Below are 21,968 nucleotides of genomic sequence, written 5' to 3'. Positions count from 1 at the left end.
GCGCGCAACGGGAAGGCCGTATGGCTGGCGGTGCGCACGGCGCACCCTACTGCTTGCCCCAGAACCGTAGCCCGGATGCAATCCGGGGCGGCCTTACGGCGGTACTGTTCGGTTTGTGCGGCAACCGCATGCATGGCACCGAACTGGCCCACGAAGCGGTGGCCGAACGGTAGGGTGCGCTGCGCGCACCAAGAAGACCGCGTCGCTGGCGGTGCGCACGGCGCACCCTACTGCTTGCCCTGAACCGTAGCCCGGATGCAATCCGGGGTGGCCTTGCAGAGCGTTCCCGTACGGGGTGGCTAGCGTTTGCCGGAGTTGAGGATCGCCAGGGTCAACAGGCCAGCAACGATACCCCAGAATGCCGAGCCGACGCCGGCCAGGCTCATGCCGGAGGCGGTGACCAGGAAGGTGATCAGCGCCGCTTCGCGCTCGTTGGGCTCGCTCATGGCTTGGGTCAGGCCGCCGATGATCGAAGCGAACAGCGCCAGTGCGGCGATGGACAGGATCAACGCCGCCGGCAGCGCCGCGAACAGCGAAGCGAGGGTGGCACCGAAGATGCCGGCGATGGCGTAGAACACCCCGCACCAGACCGCCGCCGTGTAGCGCTTGCGTGGGTCCTCATGGGCCTCCGGGCCGGCGCAGATGGCGGCGCTGATGGCCGCCATGTGAATGCCATGGCTGCCGAACGGCGCCATCAGGATCGACACCAGGCCGGTGCTGGTCAGCAGCGGTGAGGCCGGCACGTCGTAGCCATTGGCGCGCAATACGGCCATGCCCGGCAGGTTCTGCGAGGCCATGGCAACGATGAACAGCGGGATGCCGATGCTGATGGCGGCGGCCAGCGAGAAGCTTGGCGTCGTCCACTCAGGCGTGGCCAGTTGCAGCTGGAAATCGCTGAAATCCAGCAGGCCGAAGATCCCGGCCAGCACGCTGCCGACGATCAACGCAGAGAGTACCGAGTAGCGCGGCCACAGGCGCTTGCCGAGCAGGTAGGCGAGCAGCATGGCAACCACCAGAATCGGCTGCTGCTCGGCGGCCACGCAGATTTCCAGGCCGATCTTGAACAGCACGCCGGCCAGCAGGGCGGCGGCGATGGAGGCGGGGATGCGGCGCATCAGGCGGTCGAAGGTGCCGGTCAGGCCGATCAGCACGATCAATCCCGAGGCCAGGATGTAGGCGCCGATGGCCTCACCGTAGGATACCTGCGGCAGGCTGGTGACCAGCAGCGCGGCGCCGGGGGTGGACCAGGCGATCATCACCGGCGCGCGATAGCGCAGCGAGAGCACGATGCAGCACAGCGCCATGCCGATCGACAGGGCCCAGATCCACGAGGAGATCTGTCCGCTGCTCAGGCCGGCAGCCTGGCCGGCCTGGAACATCAGCACCAGGGAACTGGTATAGCCGGTGAGCATGGCAATGAAGCCGGCGACCACGGCCGAGGTGGAGGTGTCCGCCAGTGGGCGCAGACGAGTAGGGGCGGCGTCTCGCATCAGAACGTTCCAGTGTCAACGATGATGGGGTAAAGCGAGGCGACCAGCAGCAGCGCCATGCCGATGTTGAAGGCGCGCAGCGCGCGTGGGTTGTCCAGCCATTTGCGCAGCAGGCTACCGGCGACGGTCCACAACCCCACGCTTGGGCAGTTGACCAGCGCGAACAGCGCGGCGATCAGCAGCACGTTGCTGAAGAAGCCATCCTGCGGCGTGTAGGTGGTGATGGCGCCGATGGCCATGATCCACGCCTTGGGGTTGACCCACTGAAAGGCCGCCGCCTGGATGAAGGTGAACGGCTTGGCCTCGGGATTCTCGCGGCTTTGCGGCGCGCCGGACTGGGCGATCTTCCAGGCCAGGTAAAGCAGGTACGCGGCGCCGACATAGCGCAGCACGTCGTGCAGCACCGGTAAGCGCTGGAACACCTGGCCGAGGCCCAGGCCCACGGCGGCCACCAGCAGCATGAAACCCAGGCTGATGCCGAGCATGTGTGGAATGCTGCGGCGCACGCCGAAGTTCACTCCAGAGGCGAGCAGCATCATGTTGTTGGGGCCGGGCGTCACCGAGGTGACGAAGGCGAAGGCGATGAAGGCGAGCAGCAGTTCGGTGGACATGGTCGTTCTCCGGTGACTGGCAAAGCCTATTGCGCGGCTGCAGTGGCGTCGCGGTACAGCCACCGGCGGGTTGAACCGTACAGTCTGGTCAAGCACTGCCTGGATGGTTAGTCTCGGTTTTTTACTGAACAAGGATAAAGGCGATGCAACCGGACAATCCCTACAGTGCACCGCAGGTGGAATTGCTCGATAGCGCTGGCGTGCAGTCGTTGCCAGGCTGGAGCGCCAGGCAGTTGCAGGTGCTGGGCTGGCTGGCACTGGTCTCGGTAGTGGTCAATGTCCTGGTAGTTGGACTGCTGTTCGCCGGTGCCCTGCTGGAGGCACATGAGGCTGAACTGCTGTTTGGCTACACCGACTGGCTGAGGCTGGCGCTGACACTACTCGGTTGCTATCTGCTGCTGCGTTTCAAGGCTTTTGCCGAAGCTCGCTTCGCTGCGCGCAACCTGAGCGTACCGGTATGGGCCGTGCTGGTAGTTTCCCTGCTGCTTGAATTGGCCGACCTGCTGTTCGGCGAGCAGCTGTTTGCAGGGCTGGACTGGCAGACGCTGAGTTATGTGGCGCTGCTGTGCCTGACGGGGCTCTGCACCACTTGGCTGGGGATACGGTTGCTTAAACTGCAATATCCCTATCCGTCGCTGAAGGTGATGGCCTGGCTCGATATCGTCGGTGGGCTGATGCTGACCAGCGTGCTGTTGATGCTGGTGGCGCTGCTGCCGTTGCTCGGTGCCGGGGTGGCGCTGATGCTGGTGTTCTTCAAGGGCGCTGCCGAGTTGCAGGGGGGGGCGCACTGACTGCGTCCAAACGGCAAGAGCTGTCTGATGGGCACAAGGCCAAATCACCGCGGGGCAGCGCTACAGCCCTGTAGGAGCCGGCTTACCGGCGATGCTTTGCCTCTGTGAGGCTGGTGCTCGCCGAGACGCTTGATCGCCAGCAAGCTGGCTCCTACACAGTCATTTTTCTACGTTTGACTGACAGGCATTAGCCCATCGGCTGGTCACCATTTGTAATCGAGGCTGGCCGTGACCCGGCGCGGGTCACCTGCGTAGCAATAGAAACCATCGCAGGTCGAAAGGTATTCCTTGTCGAACAGGTTGTTGGCGTTGAGCGATACGCTGGCGCCACGCAGGTTGGCATCGAGCTGACCGAGGTCGTAGCGCACTGCGGCGTCGTAGACGGTATAGGCGCTGCTGTGGCCGTCGGAAGGATCACGCACGAAGCCCATGCTGCCGACGGCAATGTTGTCGGTGGAGCCGACGAAGCGGGCACCAAAACCGATGCCGACGCCCGCCAGTACACCCTTGTTCCAGTCATAGTCGGCCCAGATCGACGCCTGATGTTCGGGGATCAGCGGCAGGGCGCGGTTCTTGTCGCGCGGGTCACCGACCTCGGTCATCTTGCTGTTGGTATAGCTGTAGGACGCCGTCAGGCTGAGGTTCTCGGTGACGTTACCGGTAGCCTCCAGCTCTAGGCCGCGCACTTGCACCTCGCTCACCGGCTCGGTGGCGCCGGCGGTGTTGGTGGTGACGATGTTCTGCCGCTTCAGGTCATAGACGGCGGCGGTGAACAGCATGTCGCTGCCCGGCGGTTGATACTTGATGCCCAGTTCGTACTGCTTGCCGGTGCTGGGTTTGAACGCGGCGCCGCTGTTGCCGCCCGCTTCGGCCTGGAAGGATTCGGCATAAGACACATAGGGCGTGAAGCCGGAATCGAACACGTAGCTCAGCGCTGCGTTGCCGCTGAATTGGCTGTCGCGACGGCTGTCCTTGGCGTTATTGGCGTTGTAGAACACCGAGTCGGTATCCAGCCGGTCCCAGCGACCACCCAGGGTCAGGCGCCAGGCGTCGAGTGCCATCTGATCCTGCAGGTAGAGGCCGGTGTTGCGCCGCTTCTGGTTGTAGTCCTGGAAAGCGGTATAGGCGACACCGCTGAAATCCTGACCGTAGATCGGGCGAATGATGTTGCTGCTCGGGGCAGTGCCGTACAGCCAGCGGTAATCGGTGTTGACGCGCAGATAATCTACGCCGAGCAGCAGGGTGTGACCGATTGCGCCAGTGTTGAAGTCCGCCTGGAAGTTGTTGTCCACGGCGAAGTGACTGATGTTCTCGTCGTACACGTTGGCACCGCGTGCCACCGTGCCGTCATCGGCCACGGCGCTTGCCCAGCCGCCAGCGGTGATGATCTGGTTGTCCAGTTCGAGCTTGCTGTAACGCAGGTTCTGATTGAACTGCCAGGTATCGTTGATGCGGTGCTCGAAGGCGTAGCCCAGTGCGTAGAACGTCTTGTCGTAGAACTCCCAGTCAGGGTCACCCAGGTTCTTGTTGTAATCGACCTTGCCGGCTGGCGTGCCCAGCTTGGTGCCCTGCAGGGGCAGGAACTGGCTGGTGCCGCCGGTATCGTCGCGGTTGAACTGGCCGAGGAAGGTCAGTCTGGTGTCGTCGGCAATATTCCAGGTCAGGCTGGGCGCCAGGTTGAAACGCTGGTCGTCCATATGTTCGATAACGGTGCCACTGTCACGGCCGGTACCGCTGAAACGGTAGAGAAAGCGACCTTCATCGTCGATCTTGCCGGTGCTGTCGAAGCTGATCTGCTTGTGATTGTAGTTACCAACCTGCACCTGCACTTCATGGCTGCTTTCGGCCTGCGGGCGGCGGCTGACCGCATCCACCAGGCCGCCGGGCGGGGTCTGGCCATACACGGCCGAGGCCGGGCCGCGCAGTACGGCAACGCGCTCCAGGTTCCAGGTTTCCAGCTTGGCCATGGTGTAGCTGCCCTTGGGCAGCGGCAGGCCGTCGAGCATCTGGATCGGTTCGAAGCCGCGGATCTTCATCCAGTCGGCGCGGCTGTCGCTGCCGTAGCTGCTGGCGATGACACCCGGCATATAACGCACGGCATCATCGAGGTTCTGCACCTTGCGGTCCTGCATCTGCTCGCGGGTGGCGACGGAGATCGAGCGTGGGGTTTCCAGCAGCGGCGTGTCGGCCTTGGTGCCGGTTGCGGTGCGGTTGGCCAGATAACCACGGGTCGGGCCCCAGGCGGTCTCGGCGGCCTGTTCGCTGGCTGTCACGGTCACGTCCGGCAGTGCCATTGCCGCTTCTGCTGCAGGGGCCAGGCTGTAGGTGCCACCGCTGCCGCCTTGCAGCTGCAGGCCGGTGCCACGCAGCGCCTGATCGAGGGCTTCGATGGCTTCGTAGTCGCCGCTGACCGGTGCCGAGTTTTTGCCCTCGGTCAGGGCCGGATCGATGCTCAGGGTCACGCCGGCCTGGCTGGCGATCTGGTTGAGCGTGGCTGCCAGAGGGCCGGCAGGCAGTTGGTAGGCCTCGGCATGGGCCAGCCCGGCATGGCCGGCAAAGGCGATGGTCAGGGCCAGCAGCGTGTGGCGGAAGGGAGCAGGGCGGAAGGACATTGCGAACGTCTCCTAAGAGTTAATGTATCTCAATGTCCTTTTGCCGAAGCACGAAAGAAAAATGACAGGGGGGAGAAAATTATTTTTCTGCCGGCACCACGCGAGTCCACCAGGGGCCCAGTTGTTCGCTACGCACGGGCAGGCTCAGCGCCAAAGCGGCCAGTGCCTTGTCGCTGTCGTGCAGCGGGAAGCTGCCGCTGATGCGCAGCCCGGCCAGGCTCGGATCGAGGCTCAGATAACCGCTGCGGTATTCGCCAAGCTGATCGATCAGACGCTGCAAGGGCAGGTTGTCCGCCACCAGCATGCCGCGGCTCCACGCGTCGGCGCCGATGGGGGCAGGATGGCTGTAGCCGAGGTGCTGGCTGTCCATGCGCACCTGCTCGCCGCTGTGGATGATGCGTTCCTGCGAACTGGCCAACGGCCTGGCAGCAACCGCCGACTGCAATACGATCAATTCGGTCGCAGTCCCTTCGCGTCGGACCAGAAAGCGAGTACCCAACGCACGCAGTCGCCCCTGGTCCGTCTCGACGATGAAGGGACGGGTATCGCCCTGGGCGGTCTGGATCAGGATTTCGCCGCTGCGCAGGCGCAGGCGTCGTTCGTTGTCGTCGAATTCGATATCCAGCGCACTGCGGCTGTTGAGGCGCACCTGGCTGCGGTCGGCGAGCAGCAGGTCGCGCTGTTCTCCGCTGGCGGTGTGGTAATCGGCGAGGTAATCGCCAAGCGGGCGCTGCTGAGCCAGCAGTACCAGCGTTACACCTGCGGCCAGCAGCAGGCTCAGGGCGCTACCGCCAAGACGGCGCAGGCTGCGCCGACGGCTGATGCTGCTCTGCAACAGGGCGCGCCGCGCCATCGGCGCGTTGGCGGCAGACAGTTGCTGGTCGATGCCGCCTAGGCGTCGCCAGACCAGGCCATGCTCCGGGTGCGCGGCCAGCCAGTCGGCGAAGGCGTGGCGCTGCTGCTCGCTGGCTTCGCCCGAGTCCAGGCACAGCTGCCAGGCGATGGCCTCATCGAGCACGCGAGCCGATACCTGGCTCACTGCGGCGCTCCGTACAGCGCGATGTAGCACTGGCGCAGGCCCTGGGCGAGGTATTGACGCACGCGCGACGGGGACACGCCAAGACGCTCGGCGATCTCGGCATGACCGAGGCCATCCAGACGGTTATAGAGGAAAGCGGCGCGTGCCTTACTCGACAATTGGCCGAGCAGGCGGTCGATTTCGGCCAGTTGCTCTAGCGCCAGCGCCTGTTCTTCCGGGCTGGGCTGCACGGCTTGCGGAGCCAGCGCGAGTTCTTCCAGGTAGGCACGTTCCAACGCATTGCGGCGAAACTGGTCGACCAGCAGCCCCTTGGCGATGGTGGTCAGCAGGGCTCTGGGCTCGCGCGGGCTGTGCAGGTCAGTGCGACCGAGCAGGCGGACGAAGGTGTCCTGGCTCAGGTCTTCGGCGCGCTGCGCGCAATTCAGGCTTTTGCGCAGCCAGCCGAACAGCCAGTCACGGTGATCGCGATAAAGCAGACCGACCAGTTGCTGATTGCTGGAATCCTGAACCGACACGCGCACCTCGCGAGATCTAAGTTAAGGTGATAATGATTCGCATATGATCGCAGAGGTCGTGTCAGGGTGCAATCACGCTTTGGCGTGGCGTGACCGGTGGCGCGAAGGGCAGGGGAAGGACGGCAAGGAAATTGCGGATGCAGGCGTGAGCGCGGCCCGTAAAGGGCGCGGGTTCGCGAGCAGAGCTCGCTCCTACGGGGAAGTGCGACGATGATGCTTAGGTGCGTTCCTGGCGGCTACGTGCCAGGGCGTGATTGACTTCCAGCCAGCCCTGCACGGCCTCTTCGCCCATCTCGCCGAACACGCGCTGCAACAGGCGCGCCTGTTCGCGGCGCAGAGCCTGCTCCAGTTTGGCGCCCTCGGCGGTGAAGCCGAGCACACGCTTGCGCTTGTCGTCCGCGGCTGCCTCACTCTGCACCAGATTCATCTCGATCAACTGGCGCAACGGCATGTTCAGCGCCTGCTTGCTCACGCCCAGGTAGCCCAGCAGCTCGGTCATGTTCAGGCCCGGGTACTTGGCGATGAAGAACAGGATGCGGTGATGCACGCGCGACAGGCCGCGCTTGGCGAGCATTTCGTCGGGCTTGGCAGTGAAGGCCTGGTAGCCGAAGAAGAAGGCTTCCATGGCAGCCTGCTGAGCGGCGGCGTTTTTGATGACCTGCGAACCATGACGGCCGGCCTGCGTGCCCTCGGCGGGTGACGTTAAAAATTTCTCGGGGAAATTTTTTAGGTCAGTCATATTGACGTATCTCTGTTTGGCGGCGTAGTTTCGGTCAAGCAGTTTGACTTAATTCCAATGACTTTTGCACCCCAGGACATCCCATGGCCTTCTCCGAACGCATCGCCCGCCTGAAAAGCTCCCTGATCCGTGAAATTCTTGCCGCGGCGCAGCGTCCGGAAGTGATGTCCTTCGCCGGTGGCCTGCCGGCCGAGCCGATGCTGCCGAAAGTGGACTGGGCCGAGATGCCGGCGAGCATGGGCCAGTACGGCATGAGCGAAGGCGAGCCGGCGCTGCGCGAGGCCATCGCCGCTGAGGCACGTACGCTGGGTGTGCCCTGCGATGCCAGCCAGGTACTGATCGTCAGCGGTTCGCAGCAGACCCTGGACCTGGCCTCCAAGCTGTTCATCGATCCGGGCACCGAAGTGCTGCTCGAAGCGCCGACCTACCTGGCTGCCCTGCAGGCCTTTCAACTGTTTGGTGCCGACTGCATCAGCGTACCGCAGGAGGCCGACGGCCCCGAGTTGGCGGCGCTGCGTCAGCGTCTGGAAAACCACAAGCCGGCCTTCGCCTACCTGATCCCGACTTTCCAGAATCCGTCCGGCACCCGTTACAGCGAAGCCAAGCGTGAAGCCGTGGCGGCGCTGCTCGACGAGTTCGGCGTGACCCTGATCGAGGACGAGCCGTACCGCGAGCTGGTGTTCGATGCCGGTAGCGCCACCCCCATCGTCAGCCGTCTGCAGAAGACCAGCTGGATCTACACCGGTACCGTGTCCAAGACGCTGCTGCCAGGCCTGCGCGTCGGCTATCTGATCGCCACCAAGGACCTGTATCCGCACCTGCTGCGCCTGAAACAGTCGGCTGACCTGCACACCAACCGCATCGGTCAGTGGCAGGCGCTGCAGTGGCTGGGCAGCGAGCAGTATCGTGGCCACCTGGCCGAGCTGCGCGACTTCTACCGCATTCGCCGCGACGCCATGCAGGCGGCGCTGCTGGAGCACTTCGGCGACCTGGCCGAGTGGGAAATTCCTCAGGGTGGCCTGTTCTTCTGGCTGACCCTGAAGCAGCCGCTCGACACCCGCACGCTGCTCGATGCGGCGCTGGCGCAGAACGTCGCCTTCATGCCTGGCGAGCCGTTCTTCATTGATCCGGACGCCAACCCAGGCCATCTGCGACTGAATTTCAGTCACGTGGCGCCGGAGCGCCTGGGCGAAGGGTTGCGCCGCCTGTCGGAGGTGATTCAAGCGGCACAGGCGAAGTAGAAGCTTGAAGCGTAGGAGCCGGCTCGCTGGCGATGCGCTTGCTAAGGCGGATCGCCGGCAAGCCGGCTCCTACAGGTAAAAGAAGGAAACACGGGGAGGGCAACGAGATGTTCAAGGTCTACGGCGATTACCGCTCGGGCAACTGCTACAAGGTCAAGCTGATGCTGCATCTGCTGGGCAAGGAGTACCAGTGGATTGCCATCGATATCCTCAAGGGCGAAACGCAGAGCGAAGCCTTCCTGGCCAAGAACCCCAACGGCAAGATCCCGGTGCTGGAGCTGGAAGACGGCACCTGCCTGTGGGAGTCCAACGCCATCCTCAACTACCTCGCCGATGGCAGCGAGTTCCTGCCCAGTGAGCCGCGTTTGCGCACCCAGGTGCTGCAGTGGCAGTTCTTCGAGCAATACAGTCACGAGCCATACGTCGCGGTGGCGCGTTTCATCCAGCTTTATCAGGGGATGCCGGAGGCCCGCCTTGAAGAGCATGCGCGCTGCCTGAAGCTTGGCTACAAGGCTTTGAAGGTGATGGAGAAACAGCTCGAGCGCACGTCTTATCTGGTCGGTGAGCAGTATTCCATTGCCGATATCGCCCTGTATGCCTACACCCATGTGGCGGGCGAAGGTGGCTTCAGCCTCGAAGACTTTCCGGCCGTGCGCGCCTGGATCGAGCGCGTCGCCAGTCACCCACGCCACGTGACCATGCTCGGCTGATCACGGCTCGGCGGTGGCTTTGGACTTTGCTGTGCAGCGCTGCCGCCATATCAAGGGACTCAATCCGGTCTCGCGGCGGAAGGTGCGGGTGAAATGCGACTGGTCGCAGAACCCGTGGGCGTGCGCGATCTGCGTCAATGGTTGGTCGGTGGACAGCATCATCTCTCTGGCTGCTTCGATGCGTTTGCGTGCCACATAGGCCAGCGGTGTGATGCCGAAGGTCTGTTTGAATACATGAGAGAAATGGCTGCTGCTCAGGCTGAGTTGGGCTGCCAGGTCGCAGGTGCGAATGGCGGTGGCCAGGTTGTCGCCGATGTACTGATCCAGGCGTCGCGTCTGCCAGCGTGTCAGACCGTTTGCGCAATGACGAATACCACACTGCTTGCAGGCGTTGACCTGGCGTAGCAGCGTCATGGCCTGCTCGACCTGCAAGTAGGCGCTTTGCGTGTCCTCCAGCAGTTGCCTTTCAGCCTCCGCGAGCAAGGCAGCGATACGGTCCAGTAGCTGCGGGTCGTGCCCGGCCTGGTGCGGGCAGGGCGTAATTGCCTGAAGTTCGCCGAACGAGCCCATTGCCAGCCTCCTTATCTTATTGGTTGCAAAGCATGCGCGGCGCCGTCGGCGGCGCACAGCTCACAAGGAGGGGAAGGGTGGCAACACTAAAGTGGGGTGCCGATCTCCAGTACACCGCGTTGCACGGCGATGGCCACGGCGTGTGTGCGATTGTTGGCGCGGAGCTTGTCCATGATCAGGCGCATATGGCCTTTGACCGTGTCTTCAGTGATGCGCAGTTGCAGCGCGATATCGCGATTCGAATAACCCAGAGCTGCTGCCTGCAGAACCTCCACTTCACGTGGGCTGAGGCACTGCTGGCCGATGTGCTGGGCCAGGTCGGCGGCGATCTCGGGCGGAATATGGCGTCTGCCGGCGGCTAGGCTGCGAATGGTCTCCACCAGCTCCTTGCGCAGTGTGCTTTTCAGTAGATAGGCCTGCGCGCCCGCCTGGATCGCATGCAGCGCACGCACGTCACCGCGATAGGTCGTGAGGATCGCGATGCGTGCATCCGGGCATTCGCCGCGAATCGCCAGGATGCTGTCGATGCCGTTCATATGAGGCATTTGCAGGTCCATCAGGGTAACGTCCGGTCGCAGGTGGCGAAAACATTCCAGTGCTTCGCGGCCGTCGCTGGCTTCGCCGACCAGATCGATATCCGCCTGTCCGGCGAGCACGGCAGCGATGCCCTCGCGCAGCAGAGGGTGGTCGTCGGCGACCAGCACGCGGATGGGGTTGGCAGCGGTCATTACTGCGAGCTCCTGATCAATCTTTTCCAGTTTAGCCAACGCCGCGCGCGAGGGGGCGACTGGCGGTAGGCCAATGGTCCGGCCAGGGTCAGTCGTACCTGGCAACCGTGGCCGGGGGTGCTGTCGATATTAAGTGTGCCGCCAATCTTGGCGGCGCGTTCATACATGCCTCTCAGGCCCCAGTGATCGACCGGCTCTGCGCCCAGCAGGTACTCGGCCAGCAGGCCGCGGCCATCGTCGATAACGCGCAATGAGAACTGCCGGGGGTGGTAATCCAGCTGCACGCAAATATGGCGAGCCCCGGCATGACGAAAGGCATTGCTGACCGCCTCGCGGGCGAGTTGGCTGAGCTCGTCATGCACCACCGGGTGTAGGGCGCAGGGTGTGCCTGCGATCTCGACTCGGTACTCGGTATCCGCATGTTCATGCAATTGATCGAACTCGTGTAGCGTCTGCGGCAAGTCATTCGACGCCTCTTGTGCGTGGCGCAGGTTGCGCACCCGCTCACGCCCTTCGGCAATCACCTGATCGGCACGATCCAGGGCATTCTCCAGCTTGCCCCGCGCAGGCTGATCGACTGGCAGACTGTTTGCCGCAGCCTGCACGTGGAGCATCAGCCCTTGCACGCCCTGCAACAAGGTGTCGTGCAGTTCGCGGGCGATGCGCTCGCGTTCGTCGTGACGTTCTTCCAGACGTGTGCGCAGGCGTTCGGCTGCGCGCTGCATGTTATTGCGATAGAGCAGGTGCAGGGTCAGTAGCACGACCAATGCCATGGTCAGGATGAACAGCGGATGACTGTAGAACACCTGATCGATGCTGAACCTGAGTTCGGCATCCTGCTCGCTGGCCACGCCATTTTGATTGAGCGCACGCACGCGAAAGCGATAGTCGCCGGCGTGCAGGCCGGTATAGGTCGCCTCGCGCTGACGTCCGGCGGAGTGCCATTCGCTGTCGAAACCATCGAGACGGTAGAGAAAATGCAGCCCCTCGGGCGCAGACAGGCTCAGGGCGCCGTAGTGAATGACCAGGCGCTTGCTGTCTGCAGGCAGGGTTGGCGGCGTTTGCACGGAGAGGGTCGCACCGTCAGCCATGAGCGAGTCGATACGCACCCTGGGGGGCTTGTCGCTATGTATCGCCTTATGTGGACTCAAGCCGGCCACGCCGTTGCGGGTGACGAACCACAGACGACCATCGCTGCTGCGCACCGCTGTTGGTAGGGCGAGCACCTGGTGCGGGTTGTTGGCGAGCCCGCCTTGCAGATCGTAGGTACGGTAATGGATATGGTGCTTGGGATCGTTCAGCGCCTTTTCGATTTCTGCGGCCGGCAACTGAAAGACGCCACCTTTGCCGTGCAGCCAGAGGTCTTCTCCCTGAGGACCGGTGACCGGGATGATCGCGTAGAGATTGTTGAACAGCCCATTCTCGCTCAGCGGCAGATGCTGGAAGCGCTCCCCATCGAAGCGTGCCAGGCCTCGTTGACCGCCGAACCAGCTGTGGTCCTGCAAATGAGCCATCGCCGTCACGTGACCAATATCCAGCCCATCTGCGCTGCCCCACTGGCGTTCGCCCTGATCGTCATGGCTGACGATCAGGTTGTTGCGATAGCCGAACCAGCGCCTGCCATCAGGGGCGAGGGCAGAGCTCACCGGCATCAGTTGCGTCGGGTCCTTGCTGGGGGCGGGAAGTCGTCGCCAGTTGCCATTGCGCAGAACGTAGAGACCCTGACGGTTGAGTGAGAGCCAGAGCGCGCCCTGAGCGTCGATCAGCAGAGTGCGCACCGATGAATCCAGGTCGTGCTCGACCGGCAGGGCGGAGATTTTCTCCACCTGTTCGTCAGCGCTGCGCCAGATACCTTCGGGGCCGGCCAGCCAGACCGAGCCGTGAGGGCCTTTGCTGATTGCGCTGATCGGTGTACGCAGCGGCAGCTCGTGCAAACCCTGTTCATCCAGGCGCATGAGCGGCAGGTTGCTGCTGGCAGCCCAGAGATTGCCGGCGTCATCTGCGGCAATCGCCAGGTTGTTCGCCTCGGGCGGAAAGCCAGCCGGGCGCAGAGGGCGTTCGCGCAGCCGATCAAGCCCGTTCTGCGTGCCGATCCACAGGCTGCCTTCGCTGTCCTCCAGCAGCGGCCAGGCGAAGTCAGAGCTCAGACCATCACGTGAAGAAAGCCGCTCGATATCATCGAAGCTGCCGTTGTCATGTTCGTTGGGTTTGGCCACGTGCAACAGACCACCGCCAGCGGTGCTCAGCCAGAGACAGCCATGCTGGTCGAACAGCATGGCGTTGGCCACTTCGCCAAGAGCTATTTGGGTCGCCTGCAGTTGCGGCTGATCTGTCTTTACCCGCAGCAGGCTGTCGCGGTCGCGTTCGATCAACCACAGTGCGCCATCGGCGGCTTGCGCTATCTGACGCGTGCGTTGGCTGCGAACGCCGGTGTCGTGCAGCTTCCGGGTGCCAGGCGGCAGTACATAAAGGCGCTGCTCATCAGCTACCCAGAGACGGTCACTGCTGTCGACGAAGACGCTGTAGGCATTTTCGCCGATAAAACCTTCTGCGATGCCCAGTTGCTGCCAGTGTTTGCCGTCGAAACGCATCAGGCCGTCGTTGGCGGCAGCCCAGATGCTGCCGTCCGCTGTCTGTGCCAGGGCGTAGATTACCCCTCGGGCCAGATCGAAGCTGCTGGGGTGTTCCTCCCCCGATGCGATCAGGTGAACGCCGCCGTTGCGCAAACCGACCCAAAGCCCGGCGTCGCTGGCCAGCAGGCTGGATACGATACCCAGTTCATGGCCACCAGGCGTGCGATATCGGGTGAAGTCGAAGCCATCGAAGCGATACAGGGAGTCGTGAGTACCCAGCCACAGGTAGCCGTCACGGGCTTCGGCCAAAGCGCCGATCTGGCTGGGACTGTCATCGTTGAGCGTCCAGCGCCGATGTTCCAGTTGCTGCTCCAGAGCGCTTCTGTCGGCCAGCGCGACAGCGCTGAAAAACACCAGGCAAAACAGGCTTGCCATGACGCCGAGGCGAGCTTGTGGGGTGTGTGCTTTAAAAACGTCCAACTTGGTTCTGAACCCATTCGATGCTGTAGTCGGCAATTCTCTCCCAACCGGGTTCGGCGATCAGCCAGTGGCTGTAGCCGGGGAACTGCTTGAAGCTGGTGATGGCTGACGAGCCTCGGTGGCGACGATAGAGGGCGGCCACTACGCTGGCGCGAACGATGTGGGAATTGCCTGCAGCCAGCAACAACAGAGGTGCACGTTCGCCGTTGCTGAAGTCGACGGTGCTACCGATGCCTAGCGCAGCCTCGACGAACACCCGGCCGGGCGCCGGAACGATGTGGCGCGCATAGGCCGCGTTTTGCTGTGCAGGTGTCAGCGTTTGCGCCATATTGCGCGCGAAATACTGCGGTGTCATGTACAGAAGGTCACGCCAACCCACCCAAGGCAATGGCCATGGCCAGGTGCTATACAAACCCAGCAAACCGGCGCGTGGTGGCAGTGGGGCAATGGCGATGCCGGCCTGGCCCAGGCCGCGGTCGAGCAGCAATTGAACCAGCAGACCACCGAGGTCATGGCCAATCAGTAGCGGCGGCTGCTCCAGGTTGCGTACCAGTGTTTCGTAGTGAGCGAGGAGGTCGCTGATGCCGGGTTGTCGACCGCCTATGGCAACCGGCCAGGCTGGCGCCGTGCAGCGATAACCGCAGGCGCTGAAGCGTCTCTGAAATGGCTCCCAGATCGCTGGCGTGAGCCAGATGCCGTGGATGAACAGGGCGTGACGAGGCATGCTGCACTCAACCTGTCATGCCCTGGTTCGGGCGGTTGCCGTCGTCAGGGGCTGGCATGGGGCACATCCTTGGCCGGCATCAGAAAATGCTCGATGTGCACGGGCACGTCCGGATTCTGGAAATGCCTGGCCGCCGCCTCGATGCGTTGCTCGGCACGCGTTACCCGGCCGTGATGACGCAGGTGTTCGAGCCAGGATTCGTCAAAGAAGAACTCCTGCCAGTGGCGAGGATTTTCGCTGTTCTGTACCAGCCCCCAGGAGAACGCGCCGTTGCGTCTGCGCATGTGGGCGACCTCGGCCATCGCCTGGCGGAAGTCGGACGCATGCTCAGGTGCGATGTCGTACTGCAGGGTGACCATGACTGGGCCGCGCTCCAGATCGGCTTCGTCAGCCAGAATCGGCGCTGGCCAGTGCAGCGATGGGGCGAGGTCTTCGCTTTCGGTTACCGGCAGGGGGAAATGCAGCGTCAGCGACACGCCCAGCACCAGGCAAGCCGCTGCGGCGAACAGGGCGACCGGAATCGACGCCTGACTGGCGACATAACCCCAGAGTGCGCCGCCAGCAGCCATGCTGCCGAAGAACACCAGGATATACACCGACAGCGCACGGGCTCGCACCCAATCCGGTACCGAGGTCTGCGCGCTGACCTGCAGGCTCGACAGCACGGCAATCCACGCCGCACCGCTGAGCAGCATCACCGGCAGCAGCACGGCGAAGTCGCGCACCCAGGCCAGGGCCAGCAGCACCAGTGCGTAGAGCACGCTGGCCCCGGCGACAAGCGTGTTGGCGCTGATGCGCTCGCGTAGCTTGGGCAGCAGCATGGCGCCGAGCACTGCGCCGATGCCGACGCTACCCAGCAGTAGGCCAAAGTCGCTGGCACTGCCTTGCAATTCGCCACGTACGATCAGCGGCAGCAGCGACATGCCGGCGCTGGCGCCGACGAAGAACGCTGCGGCGCGTACCAGTACCGCCTGTAACGGCCGCGATGCGCGGCTGTAGCGCCAACCGGCACGCATGGCGCCGAGCAGGCGTTCGGCGGGGAAGGCAGCGACCTGGCGCTCGCGCTTCCAGGTCAGCAGCACCGCCATCACCGCGAAGAACGACAGGGCATTGAGGGCGAAGGTCGCCCAGGGGCCACTGAGGCTGACCAATACTCCGGCGATGGCCGGGCCGAGTGCGCGGGCGACATTGATGCCGAGGCTCGACAGGGCGATGGCCGAGGGCAGGTCGCGCTTGCTCACCAACTCTGGTGTCAGCGCCGACCAGGCCGGCATCATCAGCGCGGTACCGACTCCCATGGCCAGGGTCAGGCTGAGCAGCAGCCAGACCGTGGTCAGTCCGAGTAGCGTCAGGGTGGCCAGCAGTGTCGCCACTGCCGCCATCCACAGCTGCACGCCAAGCAGGTAGCGACGCTTGTCGATGATGTCGGCCATGGCTCCGGCCGGCAGCGCCAAAAGGAACATCGGCGCCGAGCCCGCGACCTGTACCAGCGCCACGTGCATGGGGTTGCTCGACAGGCCGGTCATCAGCCAGCCGGCACCGACCTCGTGCATCCAGGTGCCGATGTTCGAGGCGATGCTGGCCAGCCACAGCCAACGAAACGTGACGTGGTTGAGTGCGCTCCACGGCGAAGCTTTTTCCGCGGTCATGTCAGAACGCAAAGCACGAGCAGCCGAAGGCGCCCCAGAAGCCCTGGTGATCGCTCACCGGGATGCTGCTGCGACGTGCGCGGTCATGCTGGTGCTGATGCACCGCGCATGAGCCGATGCACTGGTGGATGCTGGCGGCCATGGGGGCGGCTGCCGGCTTCCAGTGCCCGGGTACCATGGCCACCGGCGACCAGTCCGGCAGCACTGGCAGCGTCGGCGGGGCGAGTTTGTCGAACTCGCCGGTACCATGTACGACCTTGCCGCCGACGATGGTGAGTACCGACTCCAGCCACTTGATCTGCTCTTCCTCGACGCTGAAGAAGTCTGCGTTCAAGGCCACCAGATCGGCCAGCTGGCCCACTTTGATCTGACCCTTCTTGCCCTGTTCGCTGGAGAACCAGGCGCTGCCGTGGGTGAACAGTTGTAGCGCAGTGGCGCGTGACAGGCCCTGCGGGTTGAGCGTGGTGCCGCCGACGGTCTTGCCGCTGACCAGCCAGTACAGCGCCGTCCAGGGGTTGTAGCTGGCCACGCGGGTGGCATCGGTGCCGCCGCCGACCGGCACGCCTTCGGCCAGCATGCGCTGGATCGGTGGCGTGGCTTCGGCAGCCTTGGCGCCGTAGCGGTCGATGAAGTACTCACCCTGGAAGGCCATGCGGTGCTGGATGGCGATGCCGCCACCGAGCGCACGTACCCGCTCGATATTGCGCGGGCTGATGGTCTCGGCATGGTCGAACAGCCAGGGTAGGCCGTTGAATGGCATGTCGCGGTCGACCTTCTCGAACACGTCGAGCATGCGCGAGATGGACTCGTCATAGGTGGCATGCAGGCGGAATGGCCAGCGCTGCTCGACCAGGTGACGCACCACGGGCTCCAGGTCGGCCTCCATGCTCGGCGCGAGGTCCGGGCGCGGCTCGACAAAATCTTCGAAGTCGGCAGCGGAGAACACCAGCATTTCGCCCGCGCCGTTATGGCGGAGGAAATCATCGCCCTGGTGCAGCTTGACGCTACTGGTCCAGTTCTTGAAATCGGTCAGCTCTTCCTTGGGCTTCTGGGTGAACAGGTTGTAGGCGATGCGCACGGTGAGCTGATCCTTGTCGGCCAGTTCCTGGATCACCTGGTAGTCGTCTGGGTAGTTCTGGTAGCCGCCACCGGCGTCGATGGCGCTGGTCACGCCCAGGCGGTTGAGCTCGCGCATGAACTGGCGGGTGGAGTTGACCTGATACTCCAGCGGCAGCTTCGGCCCCTTGGCCAGGGTGGCGTAGAGGATCAGCGCATTGGGTCGGGCGATCAGCATGCCGGTCGGGTTGCCATTGGCGTCACGCTGGATTTCCCCACCCGGCGGGTTGGGCGTGTTCTTGTCGTAGCCCACGGCGCGCAGAGCAGCGCGGTTGAGCAGCGCACGGTCGTAGAGGTGCAGGACGAACACTGGGGTGTCCGGCGCGGCTTTGTTCAACTCGTCGAGGGTCGGCATGCGTTTTTCGGCGAATTGGAATTCGGTCCAGCCACCGACCACGCGCACCCACTGCGGCGTCGGCGTGCGATCGGCCTGGATCTTGAGCATACGCATGGCTTCGGCCACGGACGGCACGCCTTCCCAGCGCAGCTCCAGGTTGTAGTTCAGGCCGCCGCGGATCAGGTGCAGGTGCGAGTCGTTGAGGCCGGGAATGACGGTGCGCTTTTGCAGGTCGATGACGCGGGTTGTATCACCGCGCAAGGCCATGGCCTCGGCGTCGTTGCCGACGGCGACGAAGCGCCCGTCCTTGATGGCCACGGCGCTGGCCTGGGGCTTTTCGCGGTCGACCGTGTGCAGGCGACCATTGTAGAGAATGAGGTCGGCGCTCATGTTGCCTCCTGATGAACTGACGGATGATTCGCTGGCCATGGCCGCGAAGGGCATGGCTGACCACAATGCCCCGGCTGCGCCGAGCACGCTGCTGGTGGCGAGAAAGTGGCGGCGTTTCGGGTCGGAGGGGTCCTGGCTCATGGTCGATCCTCGTCTACGGTTGGGTTCAGCCAGGCGTCGAACAGGCGCGTGGCCATGGGCATGAACAGGTACACCACGAGCAGGACGATGCTCAGGGTGATCAGGACGTTGCTCGGCAGGTAAGCGCCGAGCCAGGGAACAAGATGGAATAGGGGTTGCCAGAGCAGCGGGACCAGCAGGCTCAGCGGCAGTATCACCAGGAAGGTGACGCAGGCCTGTTTCCAGCGGGGCGGTGGCGCCTGTGCGGTTTCCGGCACGAACCAGAATTCCTTGTTCTCGGCGATTTCCAACTGGTCGCCGGCGCGTAGCAGTGGCTCGACTTCGGCGATCAACTGGCGTCGTTGTTCCGATTCGATCCAGCTCTGCAACTGCTGCAGACTGGCGAAGCGCAGCACACAGGTGAACTGCGCCAGGCAGGCTTGATGGCTACGTACCACGTCGACCCCCAAGTGGCCGGGGCATTGGCTGGCAGTCGCGATGATGCGCCGTAACCAAGCCTCGTAATGTGGCACGTGACTGGGGCGAACCTGATGGCGCACCACCAGGGTGACGGTTTCCGCTTGCGTCTCGCTCATACTGGAGACTCTGCTCAATGCTTTGGATTTGGCGATCCAGTGGCGCGCACCGATGCGCGCCACTGGTCGAGTCGAGGGCGTTTCCGCCGTCATGAGGTCAGATGGGCGCCGCTACAGGGGCCAGGGTTGGACCGTGCTCGACGCGCTCGGGCGCCTTGTGGACCATGGTGTAGGCGTAGTCCACGCCCATGCCGTAGGCGCCGGAGTGCTCCTTGACCAGGGCCATCACGGCGTCGTAGGTGTCGCGGTTCTTCCAGTCGCGTTGCCATTCCAGCAGTACTTGTTGCCAGGTCACCGGCACCACGCCGGCCTGGATCATGCGCTGCATGGAGTAGTCATGGGCGGCCTGCGAGGTACCGCCGGAAGCGTCGGCGACCATGTAGATTTCGTAGCCGGCGTCATGCATGGCGGAGAGGGCGAAGGTGGTGTTGCACACCTCGGTCCACAGGCCGGAGACGATGACCTTGTTGCGACCGTTCTTCTTCAGCGCGTCACGGACTTTCTGGTCGTCCCAGGAGTTCATCGAGGTGCGCTCGAGCAGCGGTGCGTCGGGGAACACGGCGAGCAGTTCGGGATAGGTGTGGCCGGAGAAGCTCTCGGTTTCGACCGTGGTGATGATGGTCGGCACATTGAAGATCTTGGCCGCCTTGGCCAGACCCACGGTGTTGTTCTTCAGGGTTTGCCGATCGATGCTCTGCACGCCGAAGGCCATCTGCGGCTGTTGGTCGATGAAGATCAACTGGCTGTTGTGCGGGGTCAGGACTTCGGTTTTTGGATTGCTCATAGCGGTTACCTGTTGGTGGGGCGGTAGACGATGCACGCATCCCGTCGGTCGTTGCCGTCCGGGTAGGCGAAAGGACTATTGCAGAGCCGTCGCCGCCCGGATTGGATGTAACTGCGATTCTGGTATCGGGCTGTGCCGAGGTTTGCCAACTGGTACGACGTACGGGGCTGCTAGAGTGAGTGCAGGGATTGCCAGGGGAGACGCATGACAGGGAAAAGCCACAAGCTGGGGCTGGGATCGTTGACCGCGCTGGTGGTGGGCTCGATGGTGGGCGGCGGGATCTTCTCGCTGCCGCAGAATATCGCCGCGCAGGCCGATGTCGGTGCAGTGCTGATCGGCTGGGGCATCACCGCGGTGGGCATGCTGGCGCTGGCCTTCGTCTTTCAGGGCCTGGCCAACCGCAAGCCACAGCTGGATGGCGGTGTCTACATCTATGCCAAGGCCGGTCTTGGCGATTACATGGGCTTTTCCTCGGCCTGGGGCTACTGGATCAGCGCCTGGCTGGGCAATGTCGGCTACTTCGTCCTGCTGTTCTCCACCCTCGGTTACTTCTTCCCGGTCTTCGGCCAGGGCAATACGCCGCTGGCCATTGCCTGTGCCTCGGTGTTGCTTTGGTGCGTGCACGCCCTGGTACTGCGCGGCATCAAGGAAGCGGCGCTGATCAACCTGATCACCACGGTTGCCAAGCTGGTACCGATCCTGCTGTTCATCGTCATTGTCGGCCTGGCCTTCGACCGCGACATCTTCACCCGTGACATCTGGGGGCGCAGCAATCCGCAATTCGGCGGTGTGCTGGAGCAGGTGCGGCATATGATGCTGGTCACCGTGTTCGTGTTCATCGGCATCGAAGGGGCGAGTGTGTACTCGTCGCGCGCCGAGCGCCGCCGCGATGTGGGCAAGGCCACGGTGATCGGTTTTCTCGGCGTGCTGGCGCTGCTGATGCTGGTCAACCTGCTGTCGCTGGGGGTCATGAGCCAGCCCGAACTGGCAGCGCTGCAAAACCCATCCATGGCCGGGGTGCTGGAGCATGTGGTGGGGCGCTGGGGCGCGGTATTCATCAGCATCGGCCTGGCGGTATCGCTGCTCGGTGCGCTGTTGTCCTGGGCGCTGCTGTGCGCCGAAATCCTCTTCATCTGCGCCAAGGACGGCACCATGCCGGTCTTCCTGCGCAAGGAAAACGCCAACCAGGTGCCGGTCAATGCGCTGTGGCTGACCAACGGCATGATCCAGCTGTTCTTGCTGATCACCCTGTTTTCCCAGGGCACCTACCTGTCGCTGATCTACCTGGCGTCATCGATGATCCTGGTGCCCTACCTGTGGTCGGCGGTCTATGCGCTGTTGCTGACGCTGCGCGGCGAGACCTACGAAGGCCAGGCCGGAGCGCGCCGCAAGGACCTGGCAGTCGGCCTGCTGGCGGTGGGCTACGCGATCTGGCTGCTGTATGCCGGTGGGGTGAAATACCTGCTGCTATCGGCGCTGCTCTACGCGCCGGGGGCACTGTTGCTGCGCCAGGCCAAGCGCGAGCAGGGGCAGGCGCTGTTCACCCGCTACGAATGGCCGATCTTTGCCGCGGTGTTGCTGACTGCCGTGCTGGCCGGCTATGGCCTGTATGCCGGTCACCTGACGCTCTAGGGCTGGACAAAGCGGCCGGCGCGCGGATAATCCGGCCTATCGCCCCTGACTCTGGCTTCGCCACCCCTATGCGCAAAAACCTGCGTACCGCCCTGATCTGGATGCTGATGCTGGCCCTGCCGGCACAGGCCATGGCGGCGCTCGGCATGCAACTGTGCGAGCAGGTTCATCGCAGCAGTGTCCTGCAGATGAGCGGGAGCCAGCACGGCATACAACATGACATGGCGGCCGACAGCTCGCATGGTGCGCATCAGGACGCCGCCCCGGTGGCCAGCAGCGATGTTCCCGCCGACGGTAACCTCTGTACCTTGTGCGCCTTCTGCGTCGGCGTCGCCGCGCCCAGCCAGCCGTTTCTGAACGACTCTGTCCTGCAAGCCGTCGAGCTGCCTGCGACCTGGCCCGATCGTCTTATCGTCGGCGTAGCCGACACGCCCGAACGCCCTCCGCGTTTTTCTCTCGCCTGAGCCTTTTAGGGAGCGCCGTCCTGCGGCGCCTGTAGCTCACGCGGCCGCCTGGCCGCC

Annotated in this window: 19 protein-coding genes; 5 read left to right on the top strand and 14 right to left on the bottom strand. The window is 63.7% G+C overall.

Going from position 1 to position 21,968, the window contains the following annotated elements; genetic code table 11:
- Positions 1-299: 299 nt before the first annotated feature.
- The gene (locus GV002_RS21115; protein ID WP_160020247.1) at positions 300-1,490 is read right to left on the bottom strand and encodes a benzoate/H(+) symporter BenE family transporter; all 1,191 of its coding nucleotides are present in this window, start codon (positions 1,488-1,490) and stop codon (positions 300-302) included.
- Positions 1,490-2,101, bottom strand: a complete 612-nt coding sequence (locus GV002_RS21110) for a LysE family translocator (RefSeq protein ID WP_160020246.1) — start codon at positions 2,099-2,101, stop codon at positions 1,490-1,492. The genes GV002_RS21115 and GV002_RS21110 overlap by 1 nt, the downstream gene beginning before the upstream one ends.
- A gap of 143 nt (positions 2,102-2,244) precedes the next feature.
- On the opposite strand from GV002_RS21110, the gene GV002_RS21105 reads away from it, so the two are divergent.
- Positions 2,245-2,892 carry a hypothetical protein gene (locus GV002_RS21105; RefSeq protein ID WP_160020245.1) on the top strand — a complete coding sequence of 216 codons (648 nt, stop codon included), beginning with the start codon at positions 2,245-2,247 and terminating at the stop codon, positions 2,890-2,892.
- A 203-nt stretch (positions 2,893-3,095) separates the two neighbouring features.
- On the opposite strand, the gene GV002_RS21100 is transcribed toward GV002_RS21105, so the two are convergent.
- The 4 genes from GV002_RS21100 to GV002_RS21085 form a co-directional block, all read right to left on the bottom strand.
- Complete coding sequence (locus GV002_RS21100; RefSeq protein WP_160020244.1) at positions 3,096-5,504, bottom strand: TonB-dependent siderophore receptor; 2,409 nt, start codon at positions 5,502-5,504, stop codon at positions 3,096-3,098.
- Between the two features lie 79 nt (positions 5,505-5,583).
- Complete coding sequence (locus GV002_RS21095; RefSeq protein WP_160020243.1) at positions 5,584-6,543, bottom strand: FecR domain-containing protein; 960 nt, start codon at positions 6,541-6,543, stop codon at positions 5,584-5,586.
- On the bottom strand, positions 6,540-7,058 hold the full coding sequence (locus tag GV002_RS21090) for an RNA polymerase sigma factor (protein WP_160020242.1): 519 nt from the start codon (positions 7,056-7,058) through the stop codon (positions 6,540-6,542). Before GV002_RS21090 ends, GV002_RS21095 begins: the two co-directional genes overlap by 4 nt.
- A 217-nt stretch (positions 7,059-7,275) precedes the next feature.
- Positions 7,276-7,797 (bottom strand): MarR family winged helix-turn-helix transcriptional regulator, encoded by a 522-nt coding sequence (locus GV002_RS21085; protein WP_160020241.1) that lies wholly within the window; start codon positions 7,795-7,797, stop codon positions 7,276-7,278.
- A gap of 83 nt (positions 7,798-7,880) precedes the next feature.
- Between GV002_RS21085 and GV002_RS21080 the strand changes: the two genes are divergently transcribed.
- Both GV002_RS21080 and GV002_RS21075 read left to right on the top strand, forming a co-directional pair.
- Entirely contained in the window at positions 7,881-9,038 is a 1,158-nt protein-coding gene (locus tag GV002_RS21080; RefSeq protein WP_160020240.1) for a PLP-dependent aminotransferase family protein, read from the top strand.
- A gap of 107 nt (positions 9,039-9,145) precedes the next feature.
- Positions 9,146-9,748 carry a glutathione S-transferase family protein gene (locus GV002_RS21075; RefSeq protein ID WP_160020239.1) on the top strand — a complete coding sequence of 201 codons (603 nt, stop codon included), beginning with the start codon at positions 9,146-9,148 and terminating at the stop codon, positions 9,746-9,748.
- On the opposite strand, the gene GV002_RS21070 is transcribed toward GV002_RS21075, so the two are convergent.
- The 8 genes from GV002_RS21070 to GV002_RS21035 form a co-directional block, all read right to left on the bottom strand.
- Complete coding sequence (locus GV002_RS21070; RefSeq protein WP_160020238.1) at positions 9,749-10,318, bottom strand: AraC family transcriptional regulator; 570 nt, start codon at positions 10,316-10,318, stop codon at positions 9,749-9,751.
- Between the two features lie 86 nt (positions 10,319-10,404).
- Positions 10,405-11,046 (bottom strand): response regulator, encoded by a 642-nt coding sequence (locus tag GV002_RS21065; RefSeq protein WP_160020237.1) that lies wholly within the window; start codon positions 11,044-11,046, stop codon positions 10,405-10,407.
- Positions 11,046-14,054, bottom strand: a complete 3,009-nt coding sequence (locus GV002_RS21060; RefSeq protein ID WP_160020236.1) for a sensor histidine kinase — start codon at positions 14,052-14,054, stop codon at positions 11,046-11,048. Before GV002_RS21060 ends, GV002_RS21065 begins: the two co-directional genes overlap by 1 nt.
- Positions 14,055-14,085: 31 nt before the next feature.
- Entirely contained in the window at positions 14,086-14,823 is a 738-nt protein-coding gene (locus tag GV002_RS21055; protein WP_160020235.1) for an alpha/beta fold hydrolase, read from the bottom strand.
- 44 nt (positions 14,824-14,867) lie between these two features.
- Positions 14,868-16,472: an MFS transporter gene (locus tag GV002_RS21050; RefSeq protein WP_160020234.1), complete on the bottom strand. Its 1,605-nt coding sequence runs from the start codon at positions 16,470-16,472 to the stop codon at positions 14,868-14,870.
- A 1-nt stretch (position 16,473) separates the two neighbouring features.
- Positions 16,474-18,315 carry an amidohydrolase gene (locus tag GV002_RS21045; protein ID WP_178094781.1) on the bottom strand — a complete coding sequence of 614 codons (1,842 nt, stop codon included), beginning with the start codon at positions 18,313-18,315 and terminating at the stop codon, positions 16,474-16,476.
- A gap of 137 nt (positions 18,316-18,452) precedes the next feature.
- Positions 18,453-19,031: an antibiotic biosynthesis monooxygenase gene (locus GV002_RS21040; protein WP_178094779.1), complete on the bottom strand. Its 579-nt coding sequence runs from the start codon at positions 19,029-19,031 to the stop codon at positions 18,453-18,455.
- A 97-nt stretch (positions 19,032-19,128) separates the two neighbouring features.
- Positions 19,129-19,815, bottom strand: coding sequence for a hydrolase (locus GV002_RS21035; RefSeq protein WP_021489897.1), 687 nt, complete (start codon positions 19,813-19,815; stop codon positions 19,129-19,131).
- Positions 19,816-20,019: 204 nt separating this feature from the next.
- On the opposite strand from GV002_RS21035, the gene arcD reads away from it, so the two are divergent.
- Entirely contained in the window at positions 20,020-21,447 is a 1,428-nt protein-coding gene (gene arcD / locus GV002_RS21030) for an arginine-ornithine antiporter (RefSeq protein ID WP_160020231.1), read from the top strand.
- A gap of 68 nt (positions 21,448-21,515) precedes the next feature.
- Entirely contained in the window at positions 21,516-21,911 is a 396-nt protein-coding gene (locus GV002_RS21025; RefSeq protein WP_160020230.1) for a hypothetical protein, read from the top strand.
- Positions 21,912-21,968 lie beyond the last annotated feature (57 nt).

It is taken from the genome of Pseudomonas sp. 8O, from assembly GCF_902506495.1.
Classification (GTDB): domain Bacteria; phylum Pseudomonadota; class Gammaproteobacteria; order Pseudomonadales; family Pseudomonadaceae; genus Aquipseudomonas; species Aquipseudomonas chaetocerotis.
The sequence above is the reverse complement of the archived record's forward strand: the minus strand, read 5'-3'. Positions and strand labels throughout refer to the sequence as shown.

Bases quoted from the DNA above. Each gene is read 5' to 3' on its own strand.
- GV002_RS21115 (WP_160020247.1), bottom strand. From the start codon at position 1,490: ATGCGAGACGCCGCCCCTACTCGTCTGCGCCCACTGGCGGACACCTCC.
- GV002_RS21110 (WP_160020246.1), bottom strand. From the start codon at position 2,101: ATGTCCACCGAACTGCTGCTCGCCTTCATCGCCTTCGCCTTCGTCACC.
- GV002_RS21105 (WP_160020245.1), top strand. From the start codon at position 2,245: ATGCAACCGGACAATCCCTACAGTGCACCGCAGGTGGAATTGCTCGAT.
- GV002_RS21100 (WP_160020244.1), bottom strand. From the start codon at position 5,504: ATGTCCTTCCGCCCTGCTCCCTTCCGCCACACGCTGCTGGCCCTGACC.
- GV002_RS21085 (WP_160020241.1), bottom strand. From the start codon at position 7,797: ATGACTGACCTAAAAAATTTCCCCGAGAAATTTTTAACGTCACCCGCC.
- GV002_RS21080 (WP_160020240.1), top strand. From the start codon at position 7,881: ATGGCCTTCTCCGAACGCATCGCCCGCCTGAAAAGCTCCCTGATCCGT.
- GV002_RS21075 (WP_160020239.1), top strand. From the start codon at position 9,146: ATGTTCAAGGTCTACGGCGATTACCGCTCGGGCAACTGCTACAAGGTC.
- GV002_RS21070 (WP_160020238.1), bottom strand. From the start codon at position 10,318: ATGGGCTCGTTCGGCGAACTTCAGGCAATTACGCCCTGCCCGCACCAG.
- GV002_RS21065 (WP_160020237.1), bottom strand. From the start codon at position 11,046: ATGACCGCTGCCAACCCCATCCGCGTGCTGGTCGCCGACGACCACCCT.
- GV002_RS21060 (WP_160020236.1), bottom strand. From the start codon at position 14,054: ATGGCAAGCCTGTTTTGCCTGGTGTTTTTCAGCGCTGTCGCGCTGGCC.
- GV002_RS21055 (WP_160020235.1), bottom strand. From the start codon at position 14,823: ATGCCTCGTCACGCCCTGTTCATCCACGGCATCTGGCTCACGCCAGCG.
- GV002_RS21050 (WP_160020234.1), bottom strand. From the start codon at position 16,472: ATGACCGCGGAAAAAGCTTCGCCGTGGAGCGCACTCAACCACGTCACG.
- GV002_RS21045 (WP_178094781.1), bottom strand. From the start codon at position 18,315: ATGAGCGCCGACCTCATTCTCTACAATGGTCGCCTGCACACGGTCGAC.
- GV002_RS21040 (WP_178094779.1), bottom strand. From the start codon at position 19,031: ATGAGCGAGACGCAAGCGGAAACCGTCACCCTGGTGGTGCGCCATCAG.
- GV002_RS21035 (WP_021489897.1), bottom strand. From the start codon at position 19,815: ATGAGCAATCCAAAAACCGAAGTCCTGACCCCGCACAACAGCCAGTTG.
- arcD (WP_160020231.1), top strand. From the start codon at position 20,020: ATGACAGGGAAAAGCCACAAGCTGGGGCTGGGATCGTTGACCGCGCTG.
- GV002_RS21025 (WP_160020230.1), top strand. From the start codon at position 21,516: ATGCGCAAAAACCTGCGTACCGCCCTGATCTGGATGCTGATGCTGGCC.